Annotated in this window: 28 protein-coding genes; 15 read left to right on the top strand and 13 right to left on the bottom strand. The window is 67.5% G+C overall.

Features of this window, described 5'->3' with window-relative positions; all coding sequences use genetic code 11:
• Window positions 1-226 precede the first annotated feature (226 nt).
• A complete protein-coding gene (locus P7D22_RS16075; protein ID WP_319935267.1) occupies window positions 227-1,021 on the top strand; it encodes a GGDEF domain-containing protein in 795 nt (264 codons plus the stop codon).
• Window positions 1,022-1,028: 7 nt separating this feature from the next.
• On the opposite strand, the gene P7D22_RS16070 is transcribed toward P7D22_RS16075, so the two are convergent.
• A complete protein-coding gene (locus P7D22_RS16070) occupies window positions 1,029-1,466 on the bottom strand; it encodes a GNAT family acetyltransferase (RefSeq protein ID WP_319935266.1) in 438 nt (145 codons plus the stop codon).
• A gap of 154 nt (window positions 1,467-1,620) precedes the next feature.
• On the opposite strand from P7D22_RS16070, the gene P7D22_RS16065 reads away from it, so the two are divergent.
• From P7D22_RS16065 to P7D22_RS16055, 3 genes are all read left to right on the top strand, one after another.
• Window positions 1,621-1,995 carry a hypothetical protein gene (locus tag P7D22_RS16065; protein ID WP_319935265.1) on the top strand — a complete coding sequence of 125 codons (375 nt, stop codon included), beginning with the start codon at window positions 1,621-1,623 and terminating at the stop codon, window positions 1,993-1,995.
• Window positions 1,996-2,158: 163 nt separating this feature from the next.
• A complete protein-coding gene (gene fdhA / locus P7D22_RS16060) occupies window positions 2,159-3,349 on the top strand; it encodes a formaldehyde dehydrogenase, glutathione-independent (RefSeq protein WP_319935264.1) in 1,191 nt (396 codons plus the stop codon).
• A gap of 102 nt (window positions 3,350-3,451) precedes the next feature.
• Window positions 3,452-3,949: a pyridoxamine 5'-phosphate oxidase family protein gene (locus tag P7D22_RS16055; RefSeq protein ID WP_319935263.1), complete on the top strand. Its 498-nt coding sequence runs from the start codon at window positions 3,452-3,454 to the stop codon at window positions 3,947-3,949.
• 76 nt (window positions 3,950-4,025) lie between these two features.
• Here the strand turns inward: P7D22_RS16055 and P7D22_RS16050 are convergent, their stop codons facing one another.
• The 5 genes from P7D22_RS16050 to P7D22_RS16030 are packed head-to-tail and all read right to left on the bottom strand — an operon-like array spanning window position 4,026 to window position 6,721.
• Window positions 4,026-4,346: a type II toxin-antitoxin system RelE/ParE family toxin gene (locus tag P7D22_RS16050; RefSeq protein WP_319935262.1), complete on the bottom strand. Its 321-nt coding sequence runs from the start codon at window positions 4,344-4,346 to the stop codon at window positions 4,026-4,028.
• Window positions 4,306-4,533, bottom strand: a complete 228-nt coding sequence (locus tag P7D22_RS16045) for a hypothetical protein (protein WP_319935261.1) — start codon at window positions 4,531-4,533, stop codon at window positions 4,306-4,308. Before P7D22_RS16045 ends, P7D22_RS16050 begins: the two co-directional genes overlap by 41 nt.
• A gap of 48 nt (window positions 4,534-4,581) precedes the next feature.
• A complete protein-coding gene (locus P7D22_RS16040) occupies window positions 4,582-5,778 on the bottom strand; it encodes an SMP-30/gluconolactonase/LRE family protein (RefSeq protein WP_319935260.1) in 1,197 nt (398 codons plus the stop codon).
• A gap of 17 nt (window positions 5,779-5,795) precedes the next feature.
• Window positions 5,796-6,422 carry an SMP-30/gluconolactonase/LRE family protein gene (locus P7D22_RS16035; protein WP_319935259.1) on the bottom strand — a complete coding sequence of 209 codons (627 nt, stop codon included), beginning with the start codon at window positions 6,420-6,422 and terminating at the stop codon, window positions 5,796-5,798.
• Window positions 6,392-6,721: a hypothetical protein gene (locus P7D22_RS16030; protein ID WP_319935258.1), complete on the bottom strand. Its 330-nt coding sequence runs from the start codon at window positions 6,719-6,721 to the stop codon at window positions 6,392-6,394. Before P7D22_RS16030 ends, P7D22_RS16035 begins: the two co-directional genes overlap by 31 nt.
• A gap of 306 nt (window positions 6,722-7,027) precedes the next feature.
• On the opposite strand from P7D22_RS16030, the gene P7D22_RS16025 reads away from it, so the two are divergent.
• On the top strand, window positions 7,028-7,249 hold the full coding sequence (locus tag P7D22_RS16025; protein WP_319935257.1) for a hypothetical protein: 222 nt from the start codon (window positions 7,028-7,030) through the stop codon (window positions 7,247-7,249).
• 109 nt (window positions 7,250-7,358) lie between these two features.
• Here P7D22_RS16025 and P7D22_RS23535 read toward each other — a convergent pair whose 3' ends face one another.
• Entirely contained in the window at window positions 7,359-8,351 is a 993-nt protein-coding gene (locus tag P7D22_RS23535) for a lytic transglycosylase domain-containing protein (RefSeq protein ID WP_442916100.1), read from the bottom strand.
• A gap of 170 nt (window positions 8,352-8,521) precedes the next feature.
• Between P7D22_RS23535 and P7D22_RS16015 the strand changes: the two genes are divergently transcribed.
• A complete protein-coding gene (locus tag P7D22_RS16015) occupies window positions 8,522-10,381 on the top strand; it encodes a potassium transporter Kup (protein ID WP_319935274.1) in 1,860 nt (619 codons plus the stop codon).
• A gap of 10 nt (window positions 10,382-10,391) precedes the next feature.
• On the opposite strand, the gene P7D22_RS16010 is transcribed toward P7D22_RS16015, so the two are convergent.
• The 4 genes from P7D22_RS16010 to P7D22_RS15995 all read right to left on the bottom strand — a co-directional run bounded on the left by P7D22_RS16010 (window position 10,392) and on the right by P7D22_RS15995 (window position 14,612).
• A complete protein-coding gene (locus tag P7D22_RS16010) occupies window positions 10,392-12,671 on the bottom strand; it encodes an NADP-dependent malic enzyme (RefSeq protein ID WP_319935256.1) in 2,280 nt (759 codons plus the stop codon).
• A gap of 78 nt (window positions 12,672-12,749) precedes the next feature.
• On the bottom strand, window positions 12,750-13,160 hold the full coding sequence (locus tag P7D22_RS16005) for a type II toxin-antitoxin system HicB family antitoxin (RefSeq protein ID WP_319935255.1): 411 nt from the start codon (window positions 13,158-13,160) through the stop codon (window positions 12,750-12,752).
• Window positions 13,161-13,168: 8 nt separating this feature from the next.
• Complete coding sequence (locus P7D22_RS16000) at window positions 13,169-13,360, bottom strand: type II toxin-antitoxin system HicA family toxin (protein WP_319935254.1); 192 nt, start codon at window positions 13,358-13,360, stop codon at window positions 13,169-13,171.
• 163 nt (window positions 13,361-13,523) lie between these two features.
• Entirely contained in the window at window positions 13,524-14,612 is a 1,089-nt protein-coding gene (locus P7D22_RS15995; protein WP_319935253.1) for a helix-turn-helix transcriptional regulator, read from the bottom strand.
• Window positions 14,613-14,760: 148 nt separating this feature from the next.
• Here P7D22_RS15995 and P7D22_RS15990 point away from each other — a divergent pair, with 148 nt between their 5' ends.
• Together P7D22_RS15990 and P7D22_RS15985 are read left to right on the top strand one after the other, a co-directional pair.
• Window positions 14,761-15,108, top strand: coding sequence for a hypothetical protein (locus P7D22_RS15990; RefSeq protein WP_319935252.1), 348 nt, complete (start codon window positions 14,761-14,763; stop codon window positions 15,106-15,108).
• A gap of 137 nt (window positions 15,109-15,245) precedes the next feature.
• Window positions 15,246-16,046, top strand: coding sequence for a bestrophin-like domain (locus P7D22_RS15985; protein WP_319935251.1), 801 nt, complete (start codon window positions 15,246-15,248; stop codon window positions 16,044-16,046).
• Window positions 16,047-16,068: 22 nt separating this feature from the next.
• Here P7D22_RS15985 and P7D22_RS15980 read toward each other — a convergent pair whose 3' ends face one another.
• Window positions 16,069-16,425, bottom strand: a complete 357-nt coding sequence (locus tag P7D22_RS15980; protein WP_319935250.1) for an Ig-like domain-containing protein — start codon at window positions 16,423-16,425, stop codon at window positions 16,069-16,071.
• 138 nt (window positions 16,426-16,563) lie between these two features.
• Entirely contained in the window at window positions 16,564-17,091 is a 528-nt protein-coding gene (locus tag P7D22_RS15975; RefSeq protein WP_319935249.1) for a DUF1993 domain-containing protein, read from the bottom strand.
• Window positions 17,092-17,350: 259 nt separating this feature from the next.
• Between P7D22_RS15975 and P7D22_RS15970 the strand changes: the two genes are divergently transcribed.
• From P7D22_RS15970 to P7D22_RS15940, 7 genes are all read left to right on the top strand, one after another.
• Entirely contained in the window at window positions 17,351-18,226 is an 876-nt protein-coding gene (locus P7D22_RS15970) for a hypothetical protein (RefSeq protein ID WP_319935248.1), read from the top strand.
• Window positions 18,227-18,387: 161 nt separating this feature from the next.
• Window positions 18,388-18,846, top strand: a complete 459-nt coding sequence (locus P7D22_RS15965) for a helix-turn-helix domain-containing protein (protein WP_319935247.1) — start codon at window positions 18,388-18,390, stop codon at window positions 18,844-18,846.
• A gap of 3 nt (window positions 18,847-18,849) precedes the next feature.
• A complete protein-coding gene (locus tag P7D22_RS15960) occupies window positions 18,850-19,440 on the top strand; it encodes a PIN domain-containing protein (RefSeq protein ID WP_319935246.1) in 591 nt (196 codons plus the stop codon).
• A gap of 38 nt (window positions 19,441-19,478) precedes the next feature.
• Window positions 19,479-19,775, top strand: a complete 297-nt coding sequence (locus tag P7D22_RS15955; RefSeq protein WP_319935245.1) for a hypothetical protein — start codon at window positions 19,479-19,481, stop codon at window positions 19,773-19,775.
• A 73-nt stretch (window positions 19,776-19,848) separates the two neighbouring features.
• Entirely contained in the window at window positions 19,849-20,106 is a 258-nt protein-coding gene (locus tag P7D22_RS15950; RefSeq protein ID WP_319935244.1) for a CopG family ribbon-helix-helix protein, read from the top strand.
• Entirely contained in the window at window positions 20,103-20,438 is a 336-nt protein-coding gene (locus P7D22_RS15945) for a type II toxin-antitoxin system RelE/ParE family toxin (protein WP_319935243.1), read from the top strand. Before P7D22_RS15950 ends, P7D22_RS15945 begins: the two co-directional genes overlap by 4 nt.
• Window positions 20,435-21,028, top strand: a complete 594-nt coding sequence (locus tag P7D22_RS15940; RefSeq protein WP_319935242.1) for a S1C family serine protease — start codon at window positions 20,435-20,437, stop codon at window positions 21,026-21,028. Before P7D22_RS15945 ends, P7D22_RS15940 begins: the two co-directional genes overlap by 4 nt.
• Window positions 21,029-21,741 lie beyond the last annotated feature (713 nt).

The raw sequence follows: 21,741 nt of genomic DNA, 5'->3' as shown, positions 1-21,741 counted from the left end.
TTCACAACAGAAATTACGAGATCGCCTTATATAACAAATAGAAAATGTAATATTGCTCAAACGACTCCTAGGTTGCCGAACGCCGGCAATCCTCCCTCGAAGTCGCGGCTGGAACAAAGCTCGCAATCCTGCAACGCGCCGTAAACCTCAAGTGGATCAGGGTTGCGGCGAAGCGGCCCTCCAGGCGTTGCCGGAGGCTTCCAACGGTGTCGGGAATATCATGGTCATGCGTGCGTGGGTTCGAAGCAAGGTCGAGGCGCAGGCCGATGCCTGCGATCTCGTGCTCGAACAGGGTCCCGTTCGATTCGCAACCCGCCTCAGCGGCGTCATCGTCCTCGTGGCGGTCGTCTCGACGGTTCTGGCCCATGTGGTGCTCGACCAACTGGGCTTGCTGCCCTATCGGCTCGGCCCCGCGCTGGCGGTCGGGGTCGGGGTTTCGACGCTGGTGTCGGGATCGGTCGGCTTCATCACCCTGCTCAGCGTCGCCCGGGCCATCCAGGCCCTGGCGACGAACCGCGACAAGTTCCGTCGCCTCAGCGCCACCGACGACTTGTCGGGGTTGTTGAATCGCCGCGCCTTCTTTGCTGCCATGCACCAGGCGCCCGAGGCTTCGCTGATCTTGTTTGACATCGACAACTTCAAGACCATCAACGACCGCCACGGCCATGCGGCCGGCGACGCGGCGATCCGCAGCATCGGCCGCCTGCTCGGCAGCGCCCCGGACGCCATCGCGGGTCGCCTCGGCGGGGAAGAATTCGGCGTGCTGCTGCCAGGTCAGGACCTCGCGAACGCTTGGCGCACGGCCGAGCGGCTGCGCGTCGGAGTGGCGCGCTTGTCGGTCAAGACCCCTGGCGCCGTCGTCACCCTGACGGTGTCGGGCGGCGTCGCGGCGGCCGAAGCCGGGCAGGGCGTCGACGAGCTGTACCGGCGTTGCGATGGCTTTCTTTATGCCGCCAAGGCGCATGGCCGCAATCGCGTCCTGGCGGCCCTGCCGGACGAACCGCTCCGCGCCTGCGCCTGAGCGGCCGTTACGCGGTGTTGTCCGGCGGCTCGAGCCATTTGGCCATCACGGTGCGGGGCGTCACGTCGAAGCCGAGGCGCGCATAAAAGGCCACCACCGCCGTGTTGGTGTCGCGCACCAGAAGCTGCACCTTTACGACGCCCCGTGCCCGCAGCCAGGCTTCGCCGGCCGCCACCATCTGCCGGCCGATGCCGTGGGCCCGGTGATCCGGATGGCAGGCCACGTAATACAGCCACCCCCGGTGCCCGTCATGGCCCACCATGACGCTGCCCAGCAGCGCCCCCTCGGGGTCCTGCCCGACCAGCACGTCGGAGCCGGTGCGGGCCCGGGCGAAGCGGAAATCGGTGGCGGGGTCGTTGGTCGGCACCACGAGGCCGCAGGCTTGCCAAAGCGTCACCACCTGCGGCTCGTCGTCGGGGGTCGCGGGTCTGACGAGCAGGGACATGGGGCACTCCGGTCGTAGGTGGCGTCCCGTGTAGACGGTGCCCTCGGCAGGGGAAAGCCGGTCGTGCCTCGCCTTGCCGCCGCGTCGGCCCTATGGTCGACCGTGCCCGCCCGGAGCTTTCCTGCCCGCGCGGAATCGAGGTTCGATCGATCCCATGAAACGCAAACCGGACCGCACCGCGGCAGCCCCGCAACCGAGCGGCCTGCATCCCGACGCCGCGAAGCCGCTTTCGAGCTTCCGCCGCATCGTGGTGTGCTGCAACGATTGCGGCGATGCGACGGTGCTGGAAGAGCCGCAGCTGGCTGAGCTTTCGGCCGTGCCGAGCTTCGGCGATCTGTGGCGCCTGGCCTTCTGCAAGTCATGCCGGGACAGCGGCGCCACCGGCCCGGCCAACATGGAGCTGCGAGGGGAGGGCGCTCGCGCGGCCGCACCACCGCCCGAGCCGGAATGGTCCACCAAGCCAGTCTTCGCGGACGACCGTTCCGACCCGTTCCCCACCTTGCCGCGCCGGCCGATGTTCGATCGCTGACTAGCCTCACGAAGCCGTGAGGGGCAGCCTTACGAAGCGGTGAGGAATTGCCTCACGAAGCCGTGAGGGACGGGTCGCAGGCAGGCGCGGTCGCATCCGACACAGACGGCGGGCCTGCCCGGCCCACACTCCCCGTATAACAACAACAGGGGAGGTTGGGCACATGAGTGGCAATCGCGGCGTCGTTTACCTGGGACCGGGCAAGGTCGAGGTACAGGATATTGCCGATCCGAAGCTGGAAAGCCCGGATGGGCGCCGGATCGAGCATGCCGTCATCCTGAAGGTGGTCTCCACCAATATCTGCGGTTCCGACCAGCACATGGTCCGTGGTCGGACCACCGCACCGGCCGGGCTCGTTCTTGGCCACGAGATCACCGGCGAGGTGATCGAAACCGGCACTGACGTCGAGATGCTGGCGATCGGCGACCTTGTGTCGGTGCCGTTCAACGTGGCCTGCGGCCGCTGCCGCACCTGCAAGGACGGCGACACGGGCGTCTGCCTGCACGTCAACCACGCCCGCCCGGGCGGCGCCTACGGCTACGTCGACATGGGCGGCTGGATCGGCGGCCAGGCCCGCTACGTCATGGTGCCTTATGCGGATTTCAACCTGCTGAAATTCCCCGACCGCGACCGGGCGATGAGCAAGATCCGCGACCTGACCATGTTGAGCGATATTTTGCCGACCGGCTTCCACGGTGCCGTGAAGGCGGGCGTCGGGGTCGGCTCGACCGTTTATGTGGCGGGCGCCGGGCCGGTCGGCCTCGCGGCCGCGGCTTCGGCGCGGCTGCTTGGCGCCGCCTGCGTGATGATCGGCGACTTCAACCCCGACCGGCTGGCCCATGCGGCGAAGGTCGGCTTCGAACCCATCGACCTCGGCAAGCATGATCGCCTGGGCGAGTTGGTGGCGGCCGTGGTCGGCGTGCCGGAGGTGGATGCCGCCATCGACGCGGTCGGCTTCGAGGCGCGCGGCCATGCGGGCGGCGAGCAGCCCGCCACCGTGCTGAACCAGATGATGGAGATCACCCGCGCGGCGGGCTCGGTCGGCATTCCGGGCCTTTACGTGACGGAGGACCCTGGGGCCGCCGAGCAGGCCGCCCGAACCGGGAACCTCAGCCTGCGGCTCGGCCTCGGCTGGTCCAAGGCCTTGTCGTTCCACACCGGCCAGACACCCGTGATCCGCTACAACCGGATGCTGATGCAGGCCCTGCTGTACGACCGCCTGCCGATCGCCGACATCGTCAATGCCCAGGTGATCAGCCTGGAAGACGCGCCGCGCGGCTACGAAACCTTCGACAAGGGCGCTGCGGCCAAGTTCGTGCTCGACCCGCACGGCCTGCTGGCCAAGGCCGCCTGAGAGCCGCGCCCATCGGCCGCGCCGGTTGCGGCCGAACCAAGGCGTCCCGCTCGTGTTCTCTCGCCACGGCCCTGCCTGGATGGGCCCGAGCGGGAGACACACATGGCCGACGATGCAGCAGGACGGGAAAAGGTCCTGGAGCTGATCAAGGGCATCGATTACGCGGTTGTCGCCACGCGCGGCCTCGATGGGGCGCCGATGCATGCCAGGCCGATGGCCTATCGCGCCGTCGAGGGCGATGGCGATCTGTGGTTCTTCAGCAAGAAGGATTCCCGCAAGGCCAAGGAGATCACAGCCGATCCGGCGGTCCTGATCAGCTTCGCCGACCCGCGGGCGCAGCATTTCGTGTCCCTCACCGGGCGCGCCGAGATCATCACCGATCGCGCCACCGTGTCTGAAAAGTGGAGTGAGATCTACCGTGCCTGGTTCCCGGGCGGGCCCGACGACGACAATGTGGTGGCGATCCGCATCCACGCCGACAAGGCTGAATATTGGGACACGCCGACGAGCGCGGTGGTCTACGCCTTCGGCTATCTGAAGGCCATCGCCACCGGCGAGCCGAGCCGGGCCGGTGAGGTCGGCAAGGTGGATCTGGGATAGGGCGATCTCCGTGGTCGAACTTGGACTCGAAGACAGAAGACCTTGCGGCGGCCTGTGGTTGGCTGCCTGACAACCATCAAGGCATGGTGTGAGGACCACGGGCGCTGTGCCGAACCGCATGGATGATGACCGCGTCGGCCGTCGCACGGTAGAAGATGAGGTAAGGAAAGGGTGTGACGACGAGGCGTCGCATCTCGGGCCGGATGGTTGCTTGTCCGATCTCTGGAAAACGCGCCAGTAGCTCGGTGATAGCCCTGATGCGGGCTTGCACGCGCCTTGCGCCTTGTGGCGAGGCTTGTGCGAGCCCGTCCAGGATCTGTTCGAGGTCCGGGCGGCTGGAATCGTGTAGCGCAGCCTCACAGGCTGTGTTTTGCCCAGATCGCCTTGATCTCGGCATCGCTTGCGAAATCGCCTCGCGCTGCCGCAGCCTCGGAAACGTCGAGCGCCGCCTGTTCGTCCGGCGTCAGGTCGACGAGGGCCTGGGCCTCACCCACGAGCTCCAGAAGTACACGCGCCACATCGTCCTGCGCTTCAGGAGGCAGGCTGCGGACGCTCAGCAAGGCACGATCGAGAAGTGCGGTCATGGCTCATCATAGCGGCCGCATCGACCGAACTCACGCCTTATCGCGGGATCACGCCGGCCCGGCATCGATCCGCATGCGCAGCATCGCATAAGGCGGCTGCACCTTGTCGATCCCGCCGTTGAATTCCTTGCGGCGGTTTACCTGCGACGACGACACATAAAGCCAGCGGTCCGGCGTGATCCAGAAGGTGTCGGCCCAGATCAGGCGGGGGTCGGTGGCCAGCACCTCGATGCGACCATCCGGCCAGCGCCGACCGATGCCGTTGAACTCCTGCAGCGCGAGATAGAGGCGGTCCTGGTCGTCGCAAAGGAGGCCGCCCGTCATGCCCTTTTCGCCGAGGTCGGTCACGGTTGCGGCCACGGCGGCATCGCTGGCCTCGGGGTCGAGCAGCGTCCCGGCATCGACGCTGTAGAGCTGCCGGCCCATCAACGGCCCGTAATAAACCCGCCGCCCGTCCGGGCTGAGCGCGATGCCGTTGGCGCCGCCCTGCACGGGGCTCGTCACCCCGTCCGGGTTGCGTTTCATCAGCACCTGGCCCTCGACGACCTTCAAAATGCCTTTCACCGATTCCGTGCTGGAATGGCGCGCCAGCCGGCGGCTGGCGCGGCCGCTCGCGAGGTCGACCGCGATCAGGGCGCCATGGCCGTCCTGGCCCTGATCGCTGATGAACACGGCCTTGGCGTCGCGGTCGATGCGCAGATCGTTCAACGACGAGGTCGGCTCCGTCACGGGGCCGAGCGGGATGTTGCGCAACAGCGCGCCCGTGGCACCGTCGAAGCAGAGCAGTTTCGCGGCGCCCGGCGTCGGCACGGCGGCTGCGGCCAGCAGCCCGGCGTCCAGCACCCATAACCGGTCCTGCCGGTCGAAGACGCCGTTCGGGATGTGGAACAGCGTGTCCTGCGGGCGCTTCGGGTCGGGCCGGTTCATGGCCGCATCCGGCCAGGGCGTGACGCTGCCGTCCGCCGCTACCGCCCCGATCGAGAAGGCGGTCTCGGCATCGAGGCGTGGCATGAACACGAACATGCGGCCGTCGCGCGCCACGACGAGGCCGGTCGGCGCCGTGGGGGCGGCCACGGCCCGGGCGAGTTCGAGCGCCCCGACCGGTGCGGTCTCCGGCACCCCGGCGGGCCTCGCGGCCTCGGCCGCAATTGCGGGGGCTACAAGGCCGTAGCCGGCCAATCCTGCGCTGCCGGCCAAGCCGGCGGTGCCGGCCAGAAGGGCGCGGCGTCCAAGAAGCGTTGTCATGGGGAAGTCTCCGGGGGTCAGGCGCGCCAGGCGGCGCCACGCACCTTGAGCGGGATGGAATGGATGCTGCTACCGTTGCAAAGGTAGAGCCGGCGCCCGTCCGGGCCCCCGAAGGCGAGGTTGCCGCAGGTGGCCGGCGTCGCGATGAGGCCGAGCGGCGTGCCGTCCTGTGCCCAGACACGGGCGCCCTGGTCGGTGGCGGCGTAAAGGCGGCCGTCGGCATCGGTCTTCAGCCCGTCCGGCACGCCGCTCGGCAGGCGGGCGAAAAGCCGCTCGCCCGTCAGCCGGCCGCCGTCGACCGCAAAGGCGCGGATCTCGCGCGTGCCCTCCGGGTTCAGGGCCCCGCCCGTGTCGCTGACATAAAGCACCCGCTCGTCGGGCGAGAAGGCGAGGCCGTTCGGCTGCGCGAAGCCGTCCGCCACCACCGCGAGCCCGCCGCCTGGATCGAGCCGGAACACATAGCGGCCCGGCAGTTCGGGCGCGGCCTGCCGCCCTTCCTCGGGCTGGACGAGACCATAGGTCGGATCGGTGAACCAGATTGCGCCGTCGCGCGCCACGACGAGATCGTTCGGCGAATTGAGCCGCTTGCCGTTGAAACGGTCGGCCAACACCGTCAGGCCGCCGTCCGGCTCCTGGCGCACCACGCGGCGTCCGCCCTGTTCGCAGGTGAGAAGCCGCCCTTGCGCAGCGACGTCACGGCGTTATCCTGGCCGAGGCGCAGCAGGCGGTCGCGTCGCACATCGCTGAAGGCGAGCGCGTTCTGCCACCACATGGGCCCTTCGCACCAGCGCCCGGCGTCGAACACGAGGCGCGGCGCGGCATCGGCGTCCACCACGGCGCTAAAACCGTCGCTCTGCGGCACCAGGGCCGAGGCGGCCCATCCGGGCGTCGGCATCGCGGCCACCGCCGTCAAGAACAGAACATCGCGTCGGGTGAGGCGCATCGGGAAACAACCTCGAGACCGGAAGGGCCTGCTTACAGGACGCCGGCACCCGGGTTTTGTTCAAGCGGCGCCCGCGTGGCGCGACGCTCGCGGGGCGCTCGATTGTCACAGCCGGCGCACCCGCCGCGACCCGCCGCGACCGTCCCGGGCCTCGCGGCGGCGGAGCAGGGCGGAACGGCTTGAAAACATGGGCCCCGACGCGACATCCGGCCCCGGCCGCCGATATGCGCCTCCCCATTGCGGCCGCGGCGGCATCGTGATCGAAGGCGTGCGGGGGCGGCCGAGGCCGCGAAGGAGATCGGGGCTGTGCAGCGCAAGGACATCGACGAGGTCGGCTTCGCGATCCTGGAAACGGAGCTCGACGACAAGCAGGTGCTGCCGGGCGCCATCGTGGCCGTGACGGGCCGGCATCCCGCCCATGGCCATGTCGTGCTGGTGCAGGCGGGCGGCCTCTACCTCGCCCTGGCCGATGACGTCAGTGCCATCGTGGGCCTCGGCGATCCGATTGAGAGCGACATCCCGGCCTAGAGGCTGTCCGGGCCAAGTGGAAACCACTTGGGCCAATCAGGCATCCGACCACGAGCGAATGCGAGACTTTGTCTGGTTCAGCAAGAACCGGACAAACTCCAGGCGGTTTCTACCGCTTGGCTTGCGGCGTCGGGGCCGCGCAGGGTCCGGGCAGGCCCGCGAGCCCGTCAGGGCCCGCATGCCTGTCAGGGCCAGCATGGCCGGCCCAATCCTGCACGCTGCGGCCCGTGATGGCCCGCACATAGGCTTCCGTTTCGGCCGCCAGGCTGCGGCGGCCCTGCAGCCAGCCGTCGACCCGGGCCGGGCCGCCGTTATAGGCCGCGGCCGCAAGGCCCAGGTTGCCGAAGCGCTTGGCGAGGTCACCCAAGAGGGCCGCCGACGTCTCGATGGCGCGCGCCGGGTCGAACGGGTCGTCGAGGCCGCGCTCCAGCGCCGTGCCGGGCATGAATTGCGCGATGCCGAGCGCCCCGGCCCGGCTCACCACATGGGGGCGAAAACTGCTTTCCTGCCAAAGCAGCCGCGCCAGGAAGTTCGGCGGCAGGTGAGCCTTGGCGGCTCCGTCGCTGATCTGCCGGCAGAGGACCTCGGACGCGATGCCGCCGGTGAACAGCGCCGGCGCGACAGCCTCCGGGGCGGCCTCGGCGACGATCGGCAGCGGGTCCGACAGGCTCCGGGCCACCAGGGTCAGCTTGGCCTTGCCGGCTGCCACCAACGGCAGAACGGTTCGCGCCTCGGCCGGGCCGGCCAGGGTCACGCCCATGAACTGCGGGCGGAAATGCGCCCCGATGCCGGCCGTGACCGGCCAGGGGCTGCAGGGCCCATAGGCGCGGTAGCAGGCGAAGCGGCTCGGGTAGCTGCGGGTCTTATTCAGATATTCGGCGCGGGCCAGCGCAAAGGCGCGCCGGCAGTCGGAAGGGGACAGTCCCGAGGCCTTGCCGCAGCCGATCTCGTTGGCGAAGCTGCGCCCCGGGTCGACGGTGGCCTGTGCCGGAGTCGCCAACCCCAGCAGCAACGCAGCCGACAGCACGGTTCGGCGCCGGGGTAAGCGCCCGGGCGGCATCGCGGCGGCCGGGCCACGGCCCATCGTCGAACTGCCCTTCACCCAACCTCCCTCATCGGCCGACCATCCTGCATCCCCCTGTTCAAGGAAGCATGAAGCGGCAATCGGACGGCTGCCGCCCGCGTTTTCTTCGCCGTCGATCGATGGACGCCCGCCGCAGACCGTCTAGTGTTCCCGGCATGACCGCTCCGCACGATGCTTCCGCCGCCGATCTGAGCCAGCACCGGCTCCGCCCCGCGCTTCTCCTCGGGGCCTTGGGGGTGGTTTTCGGCGATATTGGGACCAGCCCGATCTATGCCTTGCGGGAATCCTTGCGCGCCGCCGGGCCTGCCGGTGGCGAGCAGGCGGTGTTCGGCGTCGTGTCGCTGGTGATCTGGGCCATCCTGATCGTGGTGGCCCTCAAATACGTCGTTTTCGTCATGCGGGCCGACAATGCCGGCGAGGGCGGCACCATGGCGCTGCTGTCTTTGGCGCTGCGGTCGGCTGGGCGGCGTCGCCCCGCCGTTCTGCTGGCCGGGCTTGTCGGAGCGTCCTTGTTCCTCGGCGACGCCATGATCACGCCGGCCATCTCGGTGTTGAGCGCCGTCGAGGGCCTTAAGGTCGCGGCCCCGCCGGTGGCGCCCTATGTGGTGCCGATCGCGGCGGCGGTGTTGTTGGGGCTGTTCTCGATCCAGAGCCGCGGCAGCGGTCGCGTCGGCCTGTGGTTCGGCCCCGTGATGGCGGTCTGGTTCGTGCTGCTCGGCGGCGCCGGCCTCGTTCATCTGGTGGCGCAGCCCCGCATCCTCCTCGCGCTGAACCCCGCTTGCGCGCTCGCTTATGCGCATCACGCCGGCTTCCGCACGCTGTTCACGGTGCTGGGCTCGGTATTTCTGGCACTGACGGGCGGCGAAGCGCTTTATGCCGACATGGGCCATTTCGGCCGCACCGCCATCCGGCTCACCTGGTTCGCGGCGGTGCTGCCGGCTCTGGGGCTGGCCTATCTCGGCCAGGGCGCCCTGGTGCTGGCCGATCCGGCCGCCGCCCGCGACCCGTTCTTCTCGCTGTTCCCCGGCTGGTCGCTGGTGCCGGTGGTGATCCTTTCGACCGCCGCCACCGTGATCGCCAGCCAGGCCGTGATCTCGGGCGCCTTCGGGCTGGTCCGGCAGGCGATCCAGCTCGGCGTCGTGCCCCGGCTCACCATCACCCAGACGTCGGCCGAAGAAGCGGGGCAGGTCTACGCCCCGCAGGTCAACTGGTTGCTGGCCATCGCAGTGCTGGGCCTGGTGTTCGGCTTCGGCTCGTCGGACGCGCTGGCCAACGCCTATGGGATCGCGGTGTCGGGCGACATGCTGGTCACGACGATCCTGGTGAGCCTGGTGGCGCTGGCGCATTGGCGCTGGCCGCGCGGCCTGGTGGTGCCGGTGGCGGCGCTGTTCGGCCTGATCGACCTCACCTTCGTGGCCTCGAACGTCCACAAGATCCCGGCCGGCGGCTGGTTCCCGCTGCTGGTCGGCGCGGTACTGCTGAGCCTCATGTGGGTGTGGCACAAGGGGCGGGCGATCGCCTTCGAGCGGCGCGACGAGGAGGCGGTCCGCTTGTCGGACTTCATCGCCGGGCTCGACCGGCCCAATGCCCCGAAGCGCACCCGGGGCACCGCCGTCTACCTGACGCGGCAAACCGATATCGTGCCGGCCGCGCTGGCGCTCAACGTCGCCCATAACGGCGTGGTGCATGACCATGTCGTGCTGCTGAAGGTCGAGACCGAGCGGGCGCCCCGTGTGGCCGAGGCCGATCAGGTGACGCTCGAGGACCTGTCCTCCGGGTTCCGCCTGGTCCGGCTGCGGTTCGGATTCGCGGAAGCGCCGGACGTCATCGGGACATTCGCACGCCACCCCGAGGCCCTCGGCTGCGACACCAACCGGGCTTCCTTCTTTATCGGCCGCGAAACGCCCGTCCCGTCGCTGAGCCCCGACCTGTCGGCCTGGGAGGAGCGGCTTTACGCCTTCATGACCCGCAACGCCGCAAGTGCGTCCGATTATTTCTGCATCCCGCCCGAGCGCGTGGTCGAACTCGGCACCCGGGTGGAGATGTAGGCGCCCGCGCTCAGGCCGGCCCGCAGGCCTCGACCACGGCGAGCGCCGTGACGTTGACGATGCCGCGCGCCGTGATCGAGGGCGTCAGCACGTGGGCGGGCTTGCTGGGGCCGATCAGGATGGGGCCGACCGGCAGCGCGTCGGCCATCACCTTGACGAGCTGGAACGCGATGTTGGCGGCGTCGAGGTTCGGCAGGATCAGCACGTTGGCCTCGCCCTTCAGGGTCGAGGCCGGATTGACGCGGTCGCGCACCAGTTGCAGCAGCGCCGTGTCGGCCGCCATTTCGCCGTCCACCTCGAAGTCGGGGTTGCGCTCCCGCACCAGCTGCAGCGCCCGCTGCATCTTGCGGGCCGAGGGCGTTTCCATGGCGCCGAAATCCGAATGCGACAGCAGCGCGATCTTGGGCTCGATGCCGAAGCGTCGCACATGCGTGGCGCAGGCCATCGCGATATCGGCGATCTCCTCGGCGTTGGGATCCTCGGTGATGTGGGTGTCGGCCAGGAAATAAGCGCCCTTGTCGGTGATCAACAGGCTGACGGCCGCCATCCTCTGCGACCCCGGGGCGAGGCCCAAGATAGAATCGATGTGGCGCAGGTTCGAGCGGAAGCGCCCTTCGAGGCCGCAGATCATCGCGTCGGCGTCGCCGCGCCGCACCGCGATGGCGGCGATCACGGTCGAGTTGGTGCGCACCAGGGTGCGGGCCGCGTCGGGCGTAATGCCTTTGCGGCCGGCCGCCTGGAGGTAGTCGGCCACATAATCGCGGTAGCGTGGGTCGTCTTCGGGGTTGATGAGCTCGAAATCGCGGCCCGGCGCCACCGACAGGCCGAAACGCTTCAACCGGGTCTCGATCACGCTCGGGCGGCCCACCAGGATCGGCTTGGCCAGCCCTTCCTCGACCACGGCCTGCACGGCCCGCAGCACGCGCTCATCCTCGCCTTCCGCGTAGATCACCCGCTTGGGGGACGCCTTGGCGACGGTGAAGACCGGCTTCATGATGAAGGCCGAACGCGTCACGAAGCGGTCGAGCGACTCGGCATAGCTTTCGAGGTCGGCGATCGGCCGCCGGGCCACGCCCGTTTCCATGGCGGCCCGGGCGACCGCGGGGGCGACCCGCAGGATCAGGCGCGGATCGAAAGGGCTCGGGATCAGCGATTCGGGGCCGAAGGGTCGTGCCTCGCCGCCATAGGCGCGCGCCACCACGTCGGACGGCGTTTCGCGCGCCAGCGCCGCGATGGCCTTTACGGCCGCGGCCTTCATGGGCTCGTTGATGGTCGAGGCTTCGACGTCGAGCGCCCCCCGGAAGATGTAGGGGAAGCAGAGGACGTTGTTGACCTGATTGGGGAAATCCGAGCGGCCGGTGCAGATCAGCGCATCCGGCCGTGCCGCCCGGGCCACCTCGGGCATGATCTCCGGGTTCGGGTTGGCCAGCGCCATGATGAGCGGCTTGTCGGCCATGCTGGCCAGCATGGCGGGCTTCAGCACACCGGCCGCCGACAAGCCGATGAACACGTCGGCGCCGCCGATCACCTCGCCAAGGGTGCGGGCGGCGGTGTCCTGCGCATAGGGCGCCTTCCAGCGATCCATCAGCGCCTCGCGGCCCTTGTAGACCACGCCCTCGATATCCGTGACCCAGATGTTGTCGCGCCGGACCCCAAGCTCGACCAGCAGGTTGAGGGTGGCGAGCGCCGCGGCGCCGGCCCCCGAGGTGACGACCTTGATGCGCTCGATGGTCTTGCCGGCGAATTCGAGCGCGTTCAGCACCGCCGCCGCCACGATGATGGCGGTGCCGTGCTGGTCGTCGTGGAACACCGGGATGCCCATGCGGGCCTTCAGCTGCGCCTCGATCTCGAAGCACTCGGGCGCCTTGATGTCTTCGAGGTTGATGCCGCCAAAGGTGGGTTCGAGGGCCGCCACCACGTCGACCATGCGGTCGACGGCGGTTTCCGCCACCTCGATGTCGAACACGTCGATACCGGCGAATTTCTTGAACAACACCGCCTTGCCCTCCATCACGGGCTTGCTGGCGAGCGGTCCGATGTTGCCGAGACCCAGCACCGCGGTGCCGTTCGACACCACGGCGACGAGGTTCTGGCGGGACGTCAGGGTGGCGGCCTCGCGCGGGTCCTCCGCGATGGCCATGCAGACGGTGCCGACGCCGGGCGTGTAGGCGAGCGCCAGGTCGCGCTGGTTGCCGAGCGGCTTGGTGGGCTGGATCTCGATCTTACCGGGGCGGGGATTGCGATGGTAGAACAGGGCGCTCGATTTGAGGTCGTCCGTCAGATCGGCCATGTCGCATTCCCTTCCCGGCGCATCGGTGGAGCCGCCTTGATCGCGCCCGGGGTGGGGAGGGGCAAGCTTTTTCTGAAGCTACCGGCCGGCTGAGATCTTCTCGCGGGCCGCCGAGGTCAGGAAGGCCGAACGGGTAAGACCGCGAAGCTTCGCCTCCTGATCGATCGTCTTCAGGAACCCCGCATCGAGCGAAATGTTGGCCCGCACCAACCGGCTTTCATCAAGCAGCAGCGGGATCGAGGCAAACACGGCAGGGCTCCCCGGCGTGCCGGACAGGAAGCCAGCCCTGTCGAGCATTTTGATCGACCGTGGAACCGGGGGCGCGACCCCGTCGGCGATCCGGTCCGCCATCCACTCGCGCAGGGCTTCCGTGATGGCCTGGACGGCCTCGTCCTCATCTCTGCCCATAGCGGTGCATCCCGGGCAGTCGGGAATCTCGGCGCCGACCGCCTCGTCATCGATGTCGAGGATTGCGATGTAGCGGGCCATGTTTGTCCTCAATGCCAGCCGGCAGCCTTGCCGATCGACCGTGCCACGCCCGGCGTCAGCGTTTTGTGGCGCGGCACCATGATGCGGATGCCGGGATGATTGGCGTGGCAGAACTTGGCATGTTTGGTGCCGCCCTGGTTCACCCAGCCCTCGGCCTCGAGCCGATCGACGATGGCCTTCGCACTTGTCTCAATCGGCACGGGACGGCTCCTTACGCAAGATGATGCGCAAGGATGATCGCGTCAACCCGCGGCTCGCGTGCGTCCGAACGTGTTCGGACTCGACAATCGTGGTGCGAGCCTTGGCGCCGATTGAGGCGAACAGCCCGTCCGGGGCCACCCCTTTGAAGCATGAGTACGACCTTCACGGCCCGCTGAGGCGGGCCAGCAGTGCCACCAGCTCGGCCTGCCGCCGCACGCCGGTTTTTTCGAAAACGTGCTTCAGCTGCGCCTTGGCGGTGTTGGCCGTGACGCCGGCCTCCTCGGCATAGGTTTTCAGCGTGTCGCCTCGCCCGATCCCCAGCGTCAAGGCGGCCTCGCGGGGCGACAGTTCGAACATCTGCCCGAGCACCGCCGCTTCGGGCAGCGGTCGCCCCTGTGGCGGCGTCAACACGCAAAGCGCCAACGCGCCGGCAAACACGTCGTGTGCGGCGCCACGGGTCGGCAGGAGGTGCAGCAGGGTCGCGGCCTGTCCGGGGCGTCGCCCCAGCACCAGCGTCAAAGGCGTCGTGCCGACCCGTCCGGCCGCGATGCCGCGCAATGTGGCGGACAGGCGCGCGTCGGCGGCCGTGTCGGCCAGTTGGAGGCGGTCGCGGCCGTGTCGCATGAGATCCGGCATGGCGGCCTCGAACGACGCGTTGGCGGCCAACAGCCGGCCGCCCTGGCCCAGCACCGCGGCCGGCAGCCCGAGACGTTCCAGCACCTCGGTGGCGGCCACATGCCGCTCGAGCCCGAGCCGGGTGCCGAGCAGCAAAGCACGCAACAGGTGCGGTCGCAGCGCCGCAAGCCGTGCCACCTGGGCTTGAGCATAGGGGCCCTCCGCGAAGGCGCGCTCGAACGACAGCGCGATCGTTTCGGACCCGACTGGCGCGGTCGGGGCCATGCCGGCGAACCAGCCCCACCGATGCGTCCGCAGCAATTGGTAGAGCGGGTCAGCCGCCATCTCGTCGGCCGTGAAGATGTCGAGGTCCGTCACCACGCTGTGTTGCGACCCGAGGGCCAGCGTGCGCGGCAGCCGCGAATTACGACCGAGCCAGCCATCGTCGACCCAGCGGCCGAAATCATCCCGGTTGTCGGCCGAGCAGAGCCATTTCGCCTTGCCCTGGCCAGCCGTGAACAGGATGCCCGAGAAGCCGCCGATGTGGGTCGCCACAGCCTGCAGCGCCGCCGGCCAGCGCTCCGGCAGCGCGGCAGCCTCGTAGATCAGGTCGATGATCGGCGCCTGGTCCTCCATGGCGGAATGATGGCGCCAATGTGTCGCAGCCGCAAGGGTGTGGTGGTCGGATCAAGGACCACCCGCGACATCCTGGCGCGCAACCATTGCGGTGCCCAAAGCCTTTGAGTCGCCGGACGCCAGCCTAGGCGCAACCATGGAGATCGAGATGCCGCAGTTCGCCGCCACCATCAAGCACCTGCAGGAAGGCGTGAAGGGCTTCACCAAGGCCGCCGCCATCAAGAACATCGAGGGCTGGGAAGCCTCGCTCGAGAAGGTCGAGGCCACCGGCGTCAAGGGGATCGTGCGCGACCTCGAGAGCCTGAAGAAGCATCTGCAGGCCGAGGACGTGAAGGGCGATCAGATCCAGAAGCTCGTGCAGAAGCTCGCCAAGGAAACGGTGGCGATCGCGGCGAAGTCCGACAAGGACGGCGAGAAGATCAAGCAGCTCGGCGAAGCCCTGGCCCATATCGCGGACGCAAAGGAAGAGCCTAAGGCGGACGACGAAGCGAAGTAAACAACCCAGCCACCTCCTCGCCGACCGGCGCGGGGGTGGCCTTGCGCTTCGAGGCCCGTTGAGGGGACACTCCGCCTCAGGAGGTCGCCCGGGGCGCCGGCAGGGGCCGAAGCGCGTTTGTCGGGCGGGGAGCCGCCATGACGGACGTCTTCGATGCCGTGCTGATCCTGCTCCTCCTGCTGGTGTGCAGCCATCTCGGATGGTGGGCACAGCGGTGGCTGAAGGAGGATCATCGGGCCCCGCCCTCCACCGAGTCGGCCCGCACCATGGCCGCCATGGTGGTGACGGTGGCGGCCTTGGTGCTGGGCCTGCTGGTGACCGGCGTGAAGACCGATTTCGACGACCACGCGGGCGCCTATAGCCGCTATGGCATCGCGCTGTTCGCCTTCGACCGCCGCCTGCGCGACTACGGGCCGGACGCCATGCCGATCCGGACCACGCTGCGGGCCTATACGGCGGCCGTGATCGCCGACACTTGGCCCGACGAGCCGCGCCCGTCCGGGGCCTATCCGTTTCCGGTGCATCCCGTGATGCCCGGCAGCGACGAGACGGCCGAGTTCACGGCCCTGATGAGCCGGATGGACGGGGGCGCACAGGACCTCGCCCCCGCGGATGCCCGGCACACCCGCCTGGCGACGCTGTTGCAGGAAGACGTGCGCGATCTCGAATCAATCCGCTGGTCGCTGGTCGAGCGCGCCCGATCCAAATTGTCGCCGGTGCTGCTCGGCGTGCTGGTCGGCTGGCTCGCCGTGGTGTTCCTGGTGTCGGGCCTGGTGTCGCCCCGCAACCGGCTGACGGTCGCGGTGCTGGTGCTTTCGGCGTTTTCGGTCGCGTCTTCGCTTTACCTGATCCTCGACCTCGATTCGGCGATGGGCGGCTTCATCGCGGTGCCGAGTCGGCCGCTGCGGGACGCGCTGTGGCACATGGATCAACCGTGAGGCCCATGCCGGCCCGCGTGGGTCAGGGCGCGACCTGAATGTCGTAAGTATAGTTGGTGTCGCCGCTCCAGATGTGCCGGTTGCCCATCTGCTCGCCCGTCGCCGTCACCTTCAGAACGTCCGGCCCCGCATAACCGTGGCCGGGATGGTAGACGAAATGCGTGGCGTCGGCCTGCGAAACCGTGCCGTGCGACGGCGCCTGCGAGATCACGACCGCGGACACGTGGCTGGCGCGGCCGGGATTGAAGCCGAACCGGCAGGCTTCGGTCGATCGGAGCTGCATGTGGACGTCGAGCGTGTCGCCCCAATGCACCAGGAAGGGATCGGTGTGGCAGGCCTGCGCGCCCGAAGACGCGAACCCCAGACTCATGACGACCATTCCGAATCCCAACACTCTCAAGGCTGCCTCCCTGGCGCGGGCGGCGCACAGGCCACCCCGAGCCCGGAACTAACGGCCGCCCGTGCCTGAACAATACTCCCGGGGACTGGTGGGCCCCCGGGATTCGTCATGCGGTTGTCAGCGTGTTTCCTTCACCCGCAACTGGCCGAGGAAATCGCGCTTGCCGATCGGCACGCCGGCCTGCCGCAGGATGTCGTAGGCAGTCGCGGCGTGGAAATGCAGGTTGGGCAGCGAGAAGCCCAGCACGAAGTCGGTCGCCGTAAAGACGCGTGTCGAGGCCGGGGTGGTGAAGGTGATGTCCGAGCCCTCGCGGGCCTCTATGCTCTCGCGCGTTTCGGCCCGCAGCGCCGCGGCGGTGTCGGCCAACAGGGCCTGCAGCCCGGCATAGTCGTGGTTCGGGCGGTCCTTCGGCGGCGACAGGGTGCCGCTCTTCAGCGCCGCCACGGTGGCGCCGGCATGGAACGCCACCGATTGCACCTGGAACCGGAACGGCAGCATGTCGGGGTAGAGCCGCGTCGTGACGATCACCTCGGGGTCGATCTTCTTCTCCTGAAAATGCGCCAGCGCCTTGTCGAGCAGGGCCGCCGTGGCGTCGAGCGTCTGCAGATAACTGCCGATGCTGAGGTCGTAGAGCGAGATGGGCATGGGTGGATGAAGCTCCGGTTCGGGAGGGGTGTCGCGCACCAGGGGGTGCCGCAGTCCCATAGATAGGGCAGATCGCCGCGAGCCACCGGCTTACGGCGATGAGCCGGGCAAATCGTCCCGCGAACCCCGGGCTTGCCGGTTTCCTGTGATGGACAGGCCTGCACCTTAACTTCCCTTACGGAATGACACGGTCAGACTTTGCGGAGTGCAGATCTGGCTGAAAAACGTCCCGCAGCCTTGGGTCCAGGTCGTCGAGACCTTGGCCTCACCGGACGAACTCGCCATCTGGCAGGCCAGCGGCGACCGGGCTTGGCGAGCGGCGCAACCCGGCGACCTCGTCCTGTTTCGGCCAGAAGGACGCTCCCGTGTCGTCATCGGCCACGGCCTTTATGTCGGAACGACGCTGCATTTCGCGCGGGATGCCCATGCCTTGTTCGGGGTCGGTCTGGGCGTCCATGACCTGATCGATCTGCGGGCCCAGATCGACGCGCGTCGCGCCAAGCCGGCTGGACCGAACCCGGTGATCGCCATCGCCCTGTTCAGAGACCTGCATCTCTTCCCCATCGGTCAGGCCTTCGAACTGCCGTGGCCGCACGATGCCGCCGATGTTCTGGTTCCGCTGTGTTCAAATTCGAGCACGCGCGGCCGGGTCCTTCTGGCAGGGCTCCGCGATCATGCGCGTCCAAGCGCAGGCTACGACGAGGTGTGGCAGCAGCGGTTGCGCAGCTCCGGACGCGGGCGTGCCCGAGGCACGCAGGGCCGTGCCGGATGGTCGACCCTCCGCAGCATGACGATGCGGCTCTACGGGCACCGATGCGCCATCACGGGCGAGCGCGTGTCCGTGGTCCAGGACACGATCCATCTGCGGCCGCGCCAGCGGGGCGGCCTCGATGCGCTCGGCAACCTCATCCCCGCGCGAACCGACATCCATCGCCTGGTCGAGCGCAATCTGCTGGCCTTCGATCACGATCGCCGGGTCATGCTCAGCGGGCAGCTCGGTCTCTTCGAGGCCTCGACCTATCTGCAGCTTGACGGACTCGCCTTGCGCCCGCGCCTGTTCGGTCCCGCATGGCCGGACGAGGCCAGTCTCCAGTGGCTCCGGGACCGCTTCAAAGGGCCGCGTTACAAGGCGTGAACCGTGACCGTCATCGGCTCGGCCTTCTTCGGCTCGGCTATGAACAATTCTCGTTCTGCAGCGTGGACCTTCAACTTAAAGCGACCTGGGCTTGTTCGAAGCAGTCGTAACTTGCGTTCGCTTCGAATATTCGGCATAAATCGCGATTGCGGAGACACCCCATGACCATGCCAGCCAAAGCCGAACCGCTTGGCCGCCGACTGCCATCGGCGGATGAGAGGGCGGCCGCCAATCACCTGCGCAAGATCCTTGCGGCTCACACGAGCGATCAGAGCACGAAGCTTCATGTCTTCGACGAAGAAAAGAACAAGGCAGAGATCACCCTCGCGCCTGGCCTCTCGACGATGCTCATGGAACTGCTGCGCCATATCGGCAAAGGCGATGCGGTGACGCTCGTCCCGGTGAGCCAGATGCTCACGACCCAGCAGGCGGCAGACATTCTGAACGTGTCGCGCCCTTACCTCGTCTCGCTGATCGATGCCGACAAGATCAAGCACACCAAAGTGGGGCGGCATCGCAGGATCAGGGCCGAAGATTTATTAGCCTATAAAGAGAAGCGGGACATCAAGCGCAGGACCGCGCTAGCTGATCTCGCTGAAGGGGATGCCGCGTTGCTCTGAGCCATGTTCGCGAACCGCTTCACGGCCTTTGTGGACGCCTGTACTCTTGCAGGCGTCCTGAGACGCAATCTGCTGCTCTCGCTGGCGGAAGCCGAGTTCTTTCGCGTCCGATGGTCGCGGCCGGTTCTTGATGAGACGGAACGAGCCATCGTGAAGATGCTGACCGGGCGACAGATCGCCGATTCCGATCAGCGGGCCAAGAGGTCCGTAGCTGGTATGGAAGCGGCGTTCAAAGACGCCATGGTGGCGGACTTCGACGCATTCATGGGCGTATGCGAAGGATTGCCGGACCAAGGTGATGCTCATGTGGTGGCGGCGGCCCTGAAGACACAGGCGGTCGTGATCGTCACGGAGAACGTGAAGCACTTCCCACCCGCGATCCTCAAGCCTCTTAACATCGAGGCGCGCTCTGCCGACGACTTCCTGGCCGACACCATCGCGCTCGACAGCGGCAAGGCCGTGGCGGCGGTCCGTCGCATGCGCGAGCGTTTCAGGAAGCCGGACCTGTCGGCCGAGCTGCTTCTCATGAACATGGAAGCGAACGGGCTCACCGAAACGGTGGACGTGCTTCGACCTTACGCGCAGTCGCTCTGAGGGTCGCCGGCATGGACAACGACACGACCGAGTTCCCCATGACCTCCGCCGTCCAGCCCGGCAATTCCGGTGGCCCGGTGCTCGACGGCTCCGGCGCCCTGCTCGGCGTCACGGTGGCGCGCATGAACGACATGGCGGCGCTGATGGCCACGAACTCGGTGTCCTACACCACACAGCTTCGGCATCAAGGGCGACGTCGCGGCGAGCTTCCTGCGGGTGAACGGGGTCGAGCCGAAGTCGGGCGGGGCGGCCGCGGCGCTGACCACGCCGCAGATCGTGGCGGACGGGAAGGCATTCACGGCGCAGGTGATGTGTGTGCGGGTGGATGGGTCTGAGTGAATTGGCGCTGCCAAGCCTTCGACTCCGGCGTGGCTCGTGCTAGGGTGCGGACATCCACACGAGCCCGTCATGCCTGACAGCACCACCCTCACGGTCCGACTTTCGGCCGACACAAAGGCGCAATTGGCCAGGCTCGCGGGCAGCACGCGCCGCACGGAGGGCGTCCTCGGGGCGGAGGCGATCGCGGCTTATGTGCAGCGGGAATTGGCGATCGTCGGAGCCATCGAGCATGGTCGGGCCGATGTGGCGGCCGATCGGGTGACGGATCACGCCGAGGTCATGCGGCAGGCACGCGCGGTCCTCGAAGCCGCCCGCACGGCAGGATGAAGCGGACCGTCGTCTGGTCGAACAGCGCCCGGGACGAGTTCCTCGCCATCCTCCGCTTCATCGCTGAGTCCAACCCGGATGCCGCCGCCCGGGTGGCCGAGACGATCGACGGCGTCGTCGCGACCCTGGGCGACATGGCGACGGGTCGGTCCGGTCGTGTGACGGGCACCTACGAGAAGGTCGTGCCCGGTTTGCCGTATATCGTGGCTTATGCGTTGGACGATCAGCCGGGACGGAGACGCGTCGCGGTGCTTCACGTCATCCACGGCGCACGCGACTGGCCGGACGAAGGCTGGCCGGCGTCGAGGCCTTCAGGGATGCGCGCGCCATGATGAACGAGCGCGGCACGGCGCATGGCATGGCCAGGGACTCCAAGACCGACCTCGCACCCCTGCGGCTCGACGCGAAGCCCCCGGTGCCTCTTACGACGGCCGTGTTCCGCACGACGCCGCTGCACCTTGGCGAGGCCGTGGTTGGGCGCAGGCTTCCCCACTGCGGGTGCGCTCGACAACGGGGTGAACTTCACGGACGGGCTCGTGAGTTCGGTGGCGAGCTGGCCAGGAGTCCCGGCGCGCGCAGCGTGACGGGGTGGCCGACGGATCGGCATGTGTACGACACGACCGAGTTCCCTATGACCGGCCCCGTCCAGCCCGGCAATTCCGGCGGCCCGGTGCTCGACGGCTCCGGCGCCCTGCTCGGCGTCACGGTGGCGCGCATGAACGACATGGCGGTGCTGATGGCCACAAACTCGGTGCCGCAGACCGTGAACTTCGGCATCAAGGGCGACGTTGCGGCGAGCTTCCTGCGGGTGAACGGGGTCGAGCCGAAGACCAGTGGGGTGGCCACGGCGCTGCCCACGCCGCAGATCGCGGCGGGCGGGAAGGCGTTCACGGCGCAGGGATGCAGACAATTAGACAATTGAGAATTTTATAAACTGTACTGGATTCTAACTAGTTGAACACATCTGCGCCAATTTAAATCTCGTCTACCCCGCCTTGACTCAGCTTCGCGTCTCGAATGAAAAAGAATCCACAGTTTACGAAAAGATGCATCCTCTACAGCAGCATCCCAATCCACACGCTTCCGCCAATCAATAGCCCATCGCTTCGACATTTCCATAAAAAGCTCTCGATTGAGCGTGTATACAAGCGTATTTATTACTGATGCGATTTCTTGAAGTTCAGCATATCGTATGTTAATCCTGACAGGATCTGAGTATCTAGGTATATCTAAGTGTATTGCGTTTTTTCCTGGAAGTAGGCCGTCACTGTGAACAATCCCGTGACGCAATTGACAGACTTTATCGTATTCGTCCAAGGGGGATTTGAATTTCGCATCTTCTAATTTGAAGCCAAGAAATTCACGAAGAGCCTTGGCGAGTTCCTCCTTTGATGCGAAAGAAAAATGCTCAAATGCACTACGACTGAAGCCTGTCTTCCCGTGCCAAAGAAGCCCACCCAGGTTAATGGTCTTAGTTGCGGCTGTAGCTCTTGCTAATGGACAAAGCTCGATGCAGGCGGCAAGCACGCTTCGCGCGTAACCCTCAGCGGCGGACACAAGTCCGACTGCCAATAAACGACCTAGTGCACCGACTCAGACAGATGATTCAGGGCGAGTTTGGTCCTGATCGCGTTG

This window comes from Lichenihabitans sp. Uapishka_5 (assembly GCF_033947565.1).
GTDB lineage: Bacteria > Pseudomonadota > Alphaproteobacteria > Rhizobiales > Beijerinckiaceae > Lichenihabitans.
Note: the sequence above shows the minus strand (reverse complement) of the source record. Positions and strands in the feature narration are given on the sequence as shown.

What these genes read in the sequence shown, in the direction of transcription:
- P7D22_RS16005 (WP_319935255.1), bottom strand. Translation starts at nt 13,160, where the DNA reads ATGGCCCGCTACATCGCAATCCTCGACATCGATGACGAGGCGGTCGGC.
- P7D22_RS15960 (WP_319935246.1), top strand. Translation starts at nt 18,850, where the DNA reads ATGTTCGCGAACCGCTTCACGGCCTTTGTGGACGCCTGTACTCTTGCA.
- P7D22_RS15985 (WP_319935251.1), top strand. Translation starts at nt 15,246, where the DNA reads ATGACGGACGTCTTCGATGCCGTGCTGATCCTGCTCCTCCTGCTGGTG.
- P7D22_RS16070 (WP_319935266.1), bottom strand. Translation starts at nt 1,466, where the DNA reads ATGTCCCTGCTCGTCAGACCCGCGACCCCCGACGACGAGCCGCAGGTG.
- P7D22_RS16040 (WP_319935260.1), bottom strand. Translation starts at nt 5,778, where the DNA reads ATGACAACGCTTCTTGGACGCCGCGCCCTTCTGGCCGGCACCGCCGGC.
- P7D22_RS16045 (WP_319935261.1), bottom strand. Translation starts at nt 4,533, where the DNA reads ATGACCGCACTTCTCGATCGTGCCTTGCTGAGCGTCCGCAGCCTGCCT.
- P7D22_RS16055 (WP_319935263.1), top strand. Translation starts at nt 3,452, where the DNA reads ATGGCCGACGATGCAGCAGGACGGGAAAAGGTCCTGGAGCTGATCAAG.
- P7D22_RS15965 (WP_319935247.1), top strand. Translation starts at nt 18,388, where the DNA reads ATGACCATGCCAGCCAAAGCCGAACCGCTTGGCCGCCGACTGCCATCG.
- P7D22_RS16075 (WP_319935267.1), top strand. Translation starts at nt 227, where the DNA reads ATGCGTGCGTGGGTTCGAAGCAAGGTCGAGGCGCAGGCCGATGCCTGC.
- P7D22_RS16030 (WP_319935258.1), bottom strand. Translation starts at nt 6,721, where the DNA reads ATGCGCCTCACCCGACGCGATGTTCTGTTCTTGACGGCGGTGGCCGCG.
- P7D22_RS16050 (WP_319935262.1), bottom strand. Translation starts at nt 4,346, where the DNA reads ATGCCGAGATCAAGGCGATCTGGGCAAAACACAGCCTGTGAGGCTGCG.
- P7D22_RS15940 (WP_319935242.1), top strand. Translation starts at nt 20,435, where the DNA reads ATGATGAACGAGCGCGGCACGGCGCATGGCATGGCCAGGGACTCCAAG.
- P7D22_RS15950 (WP_319935244.1), top strand. Translation starts at nt 19,849, where the DNA reads ATGCCTGACAGCACCACCCTCACGGTCCGACTTTCGGCCGACACAAAG.
- P7D22_RS16010 (WP_319935256.1), bottom strand. Translation starts at nt 12,671, where the DNA reads ATGGCCGATCTGACGGACGACCTCAAATCGAGCGCCCTGTTCTACCAT.
- P7D22_RS15975 (WP_319935249.1), bottom strand. Translation starts at nt 17,091, where the DNA reads ATGCCCATCTCGCTCTACGACCTCAGCATCGGCAGTTATCTGCAGACG.
- fdhA (WP_319935264.1), top strand. Translation starts at nt 2,159, where the DNA reads ATGAGTGGCAATCGCGGCGTCGTTTACCTGGGACCGGGCAAGGTCGAG.
- P7D22_RS15955 (WP_319935245.1), top strand. Translation starts at nt 19,479, where the DNA reads ATGACCTCCGCCGTCCAGCCCGGCAATTCCGGTGGCCCGGTGCTCGAC.
- P7D22_RS15995 (WP_319935253.1), bottom strand. Translation starts at nt 14,612, where the DNA reads ATGGAGGACCAGGCGCCGATCATCGACCTGATCTACGAGGCTGCCGCG.
- P7D22_RS15990 (WP_319935252.1), top strand. Translation starts at nt 14,761, where the DNA reads ATGCCGCAGTTCGCCGCCACCATCAAGCACCTGCAGGAAGGCGTGAAG.
- P7D22_RS15945 (WP_319935243.1), top strand. Translation starts at nt 20,103, where the DNA reads ATGAAGCGGACCGTCGTCTGGTCGAACAGCGCCCGGGACGAGTTCCTC.
- P7D22_RS16065 (WP_319935265.1), top strand. Translation starts at nt 1,621, where the DNA reads ATGAAACGCAAACCGGACCGCACCGCGGCAGCCCCGCAACCGAGCGGC.
- P7D22_RS15980 (WP_319935250.1), bottom strand. Translation starts at nt 16,425, where the DNA reads ATGGTCGTCATGAGTCTGGGGTTCGCGTCTTCGGGCGCGCAGGCCTGC.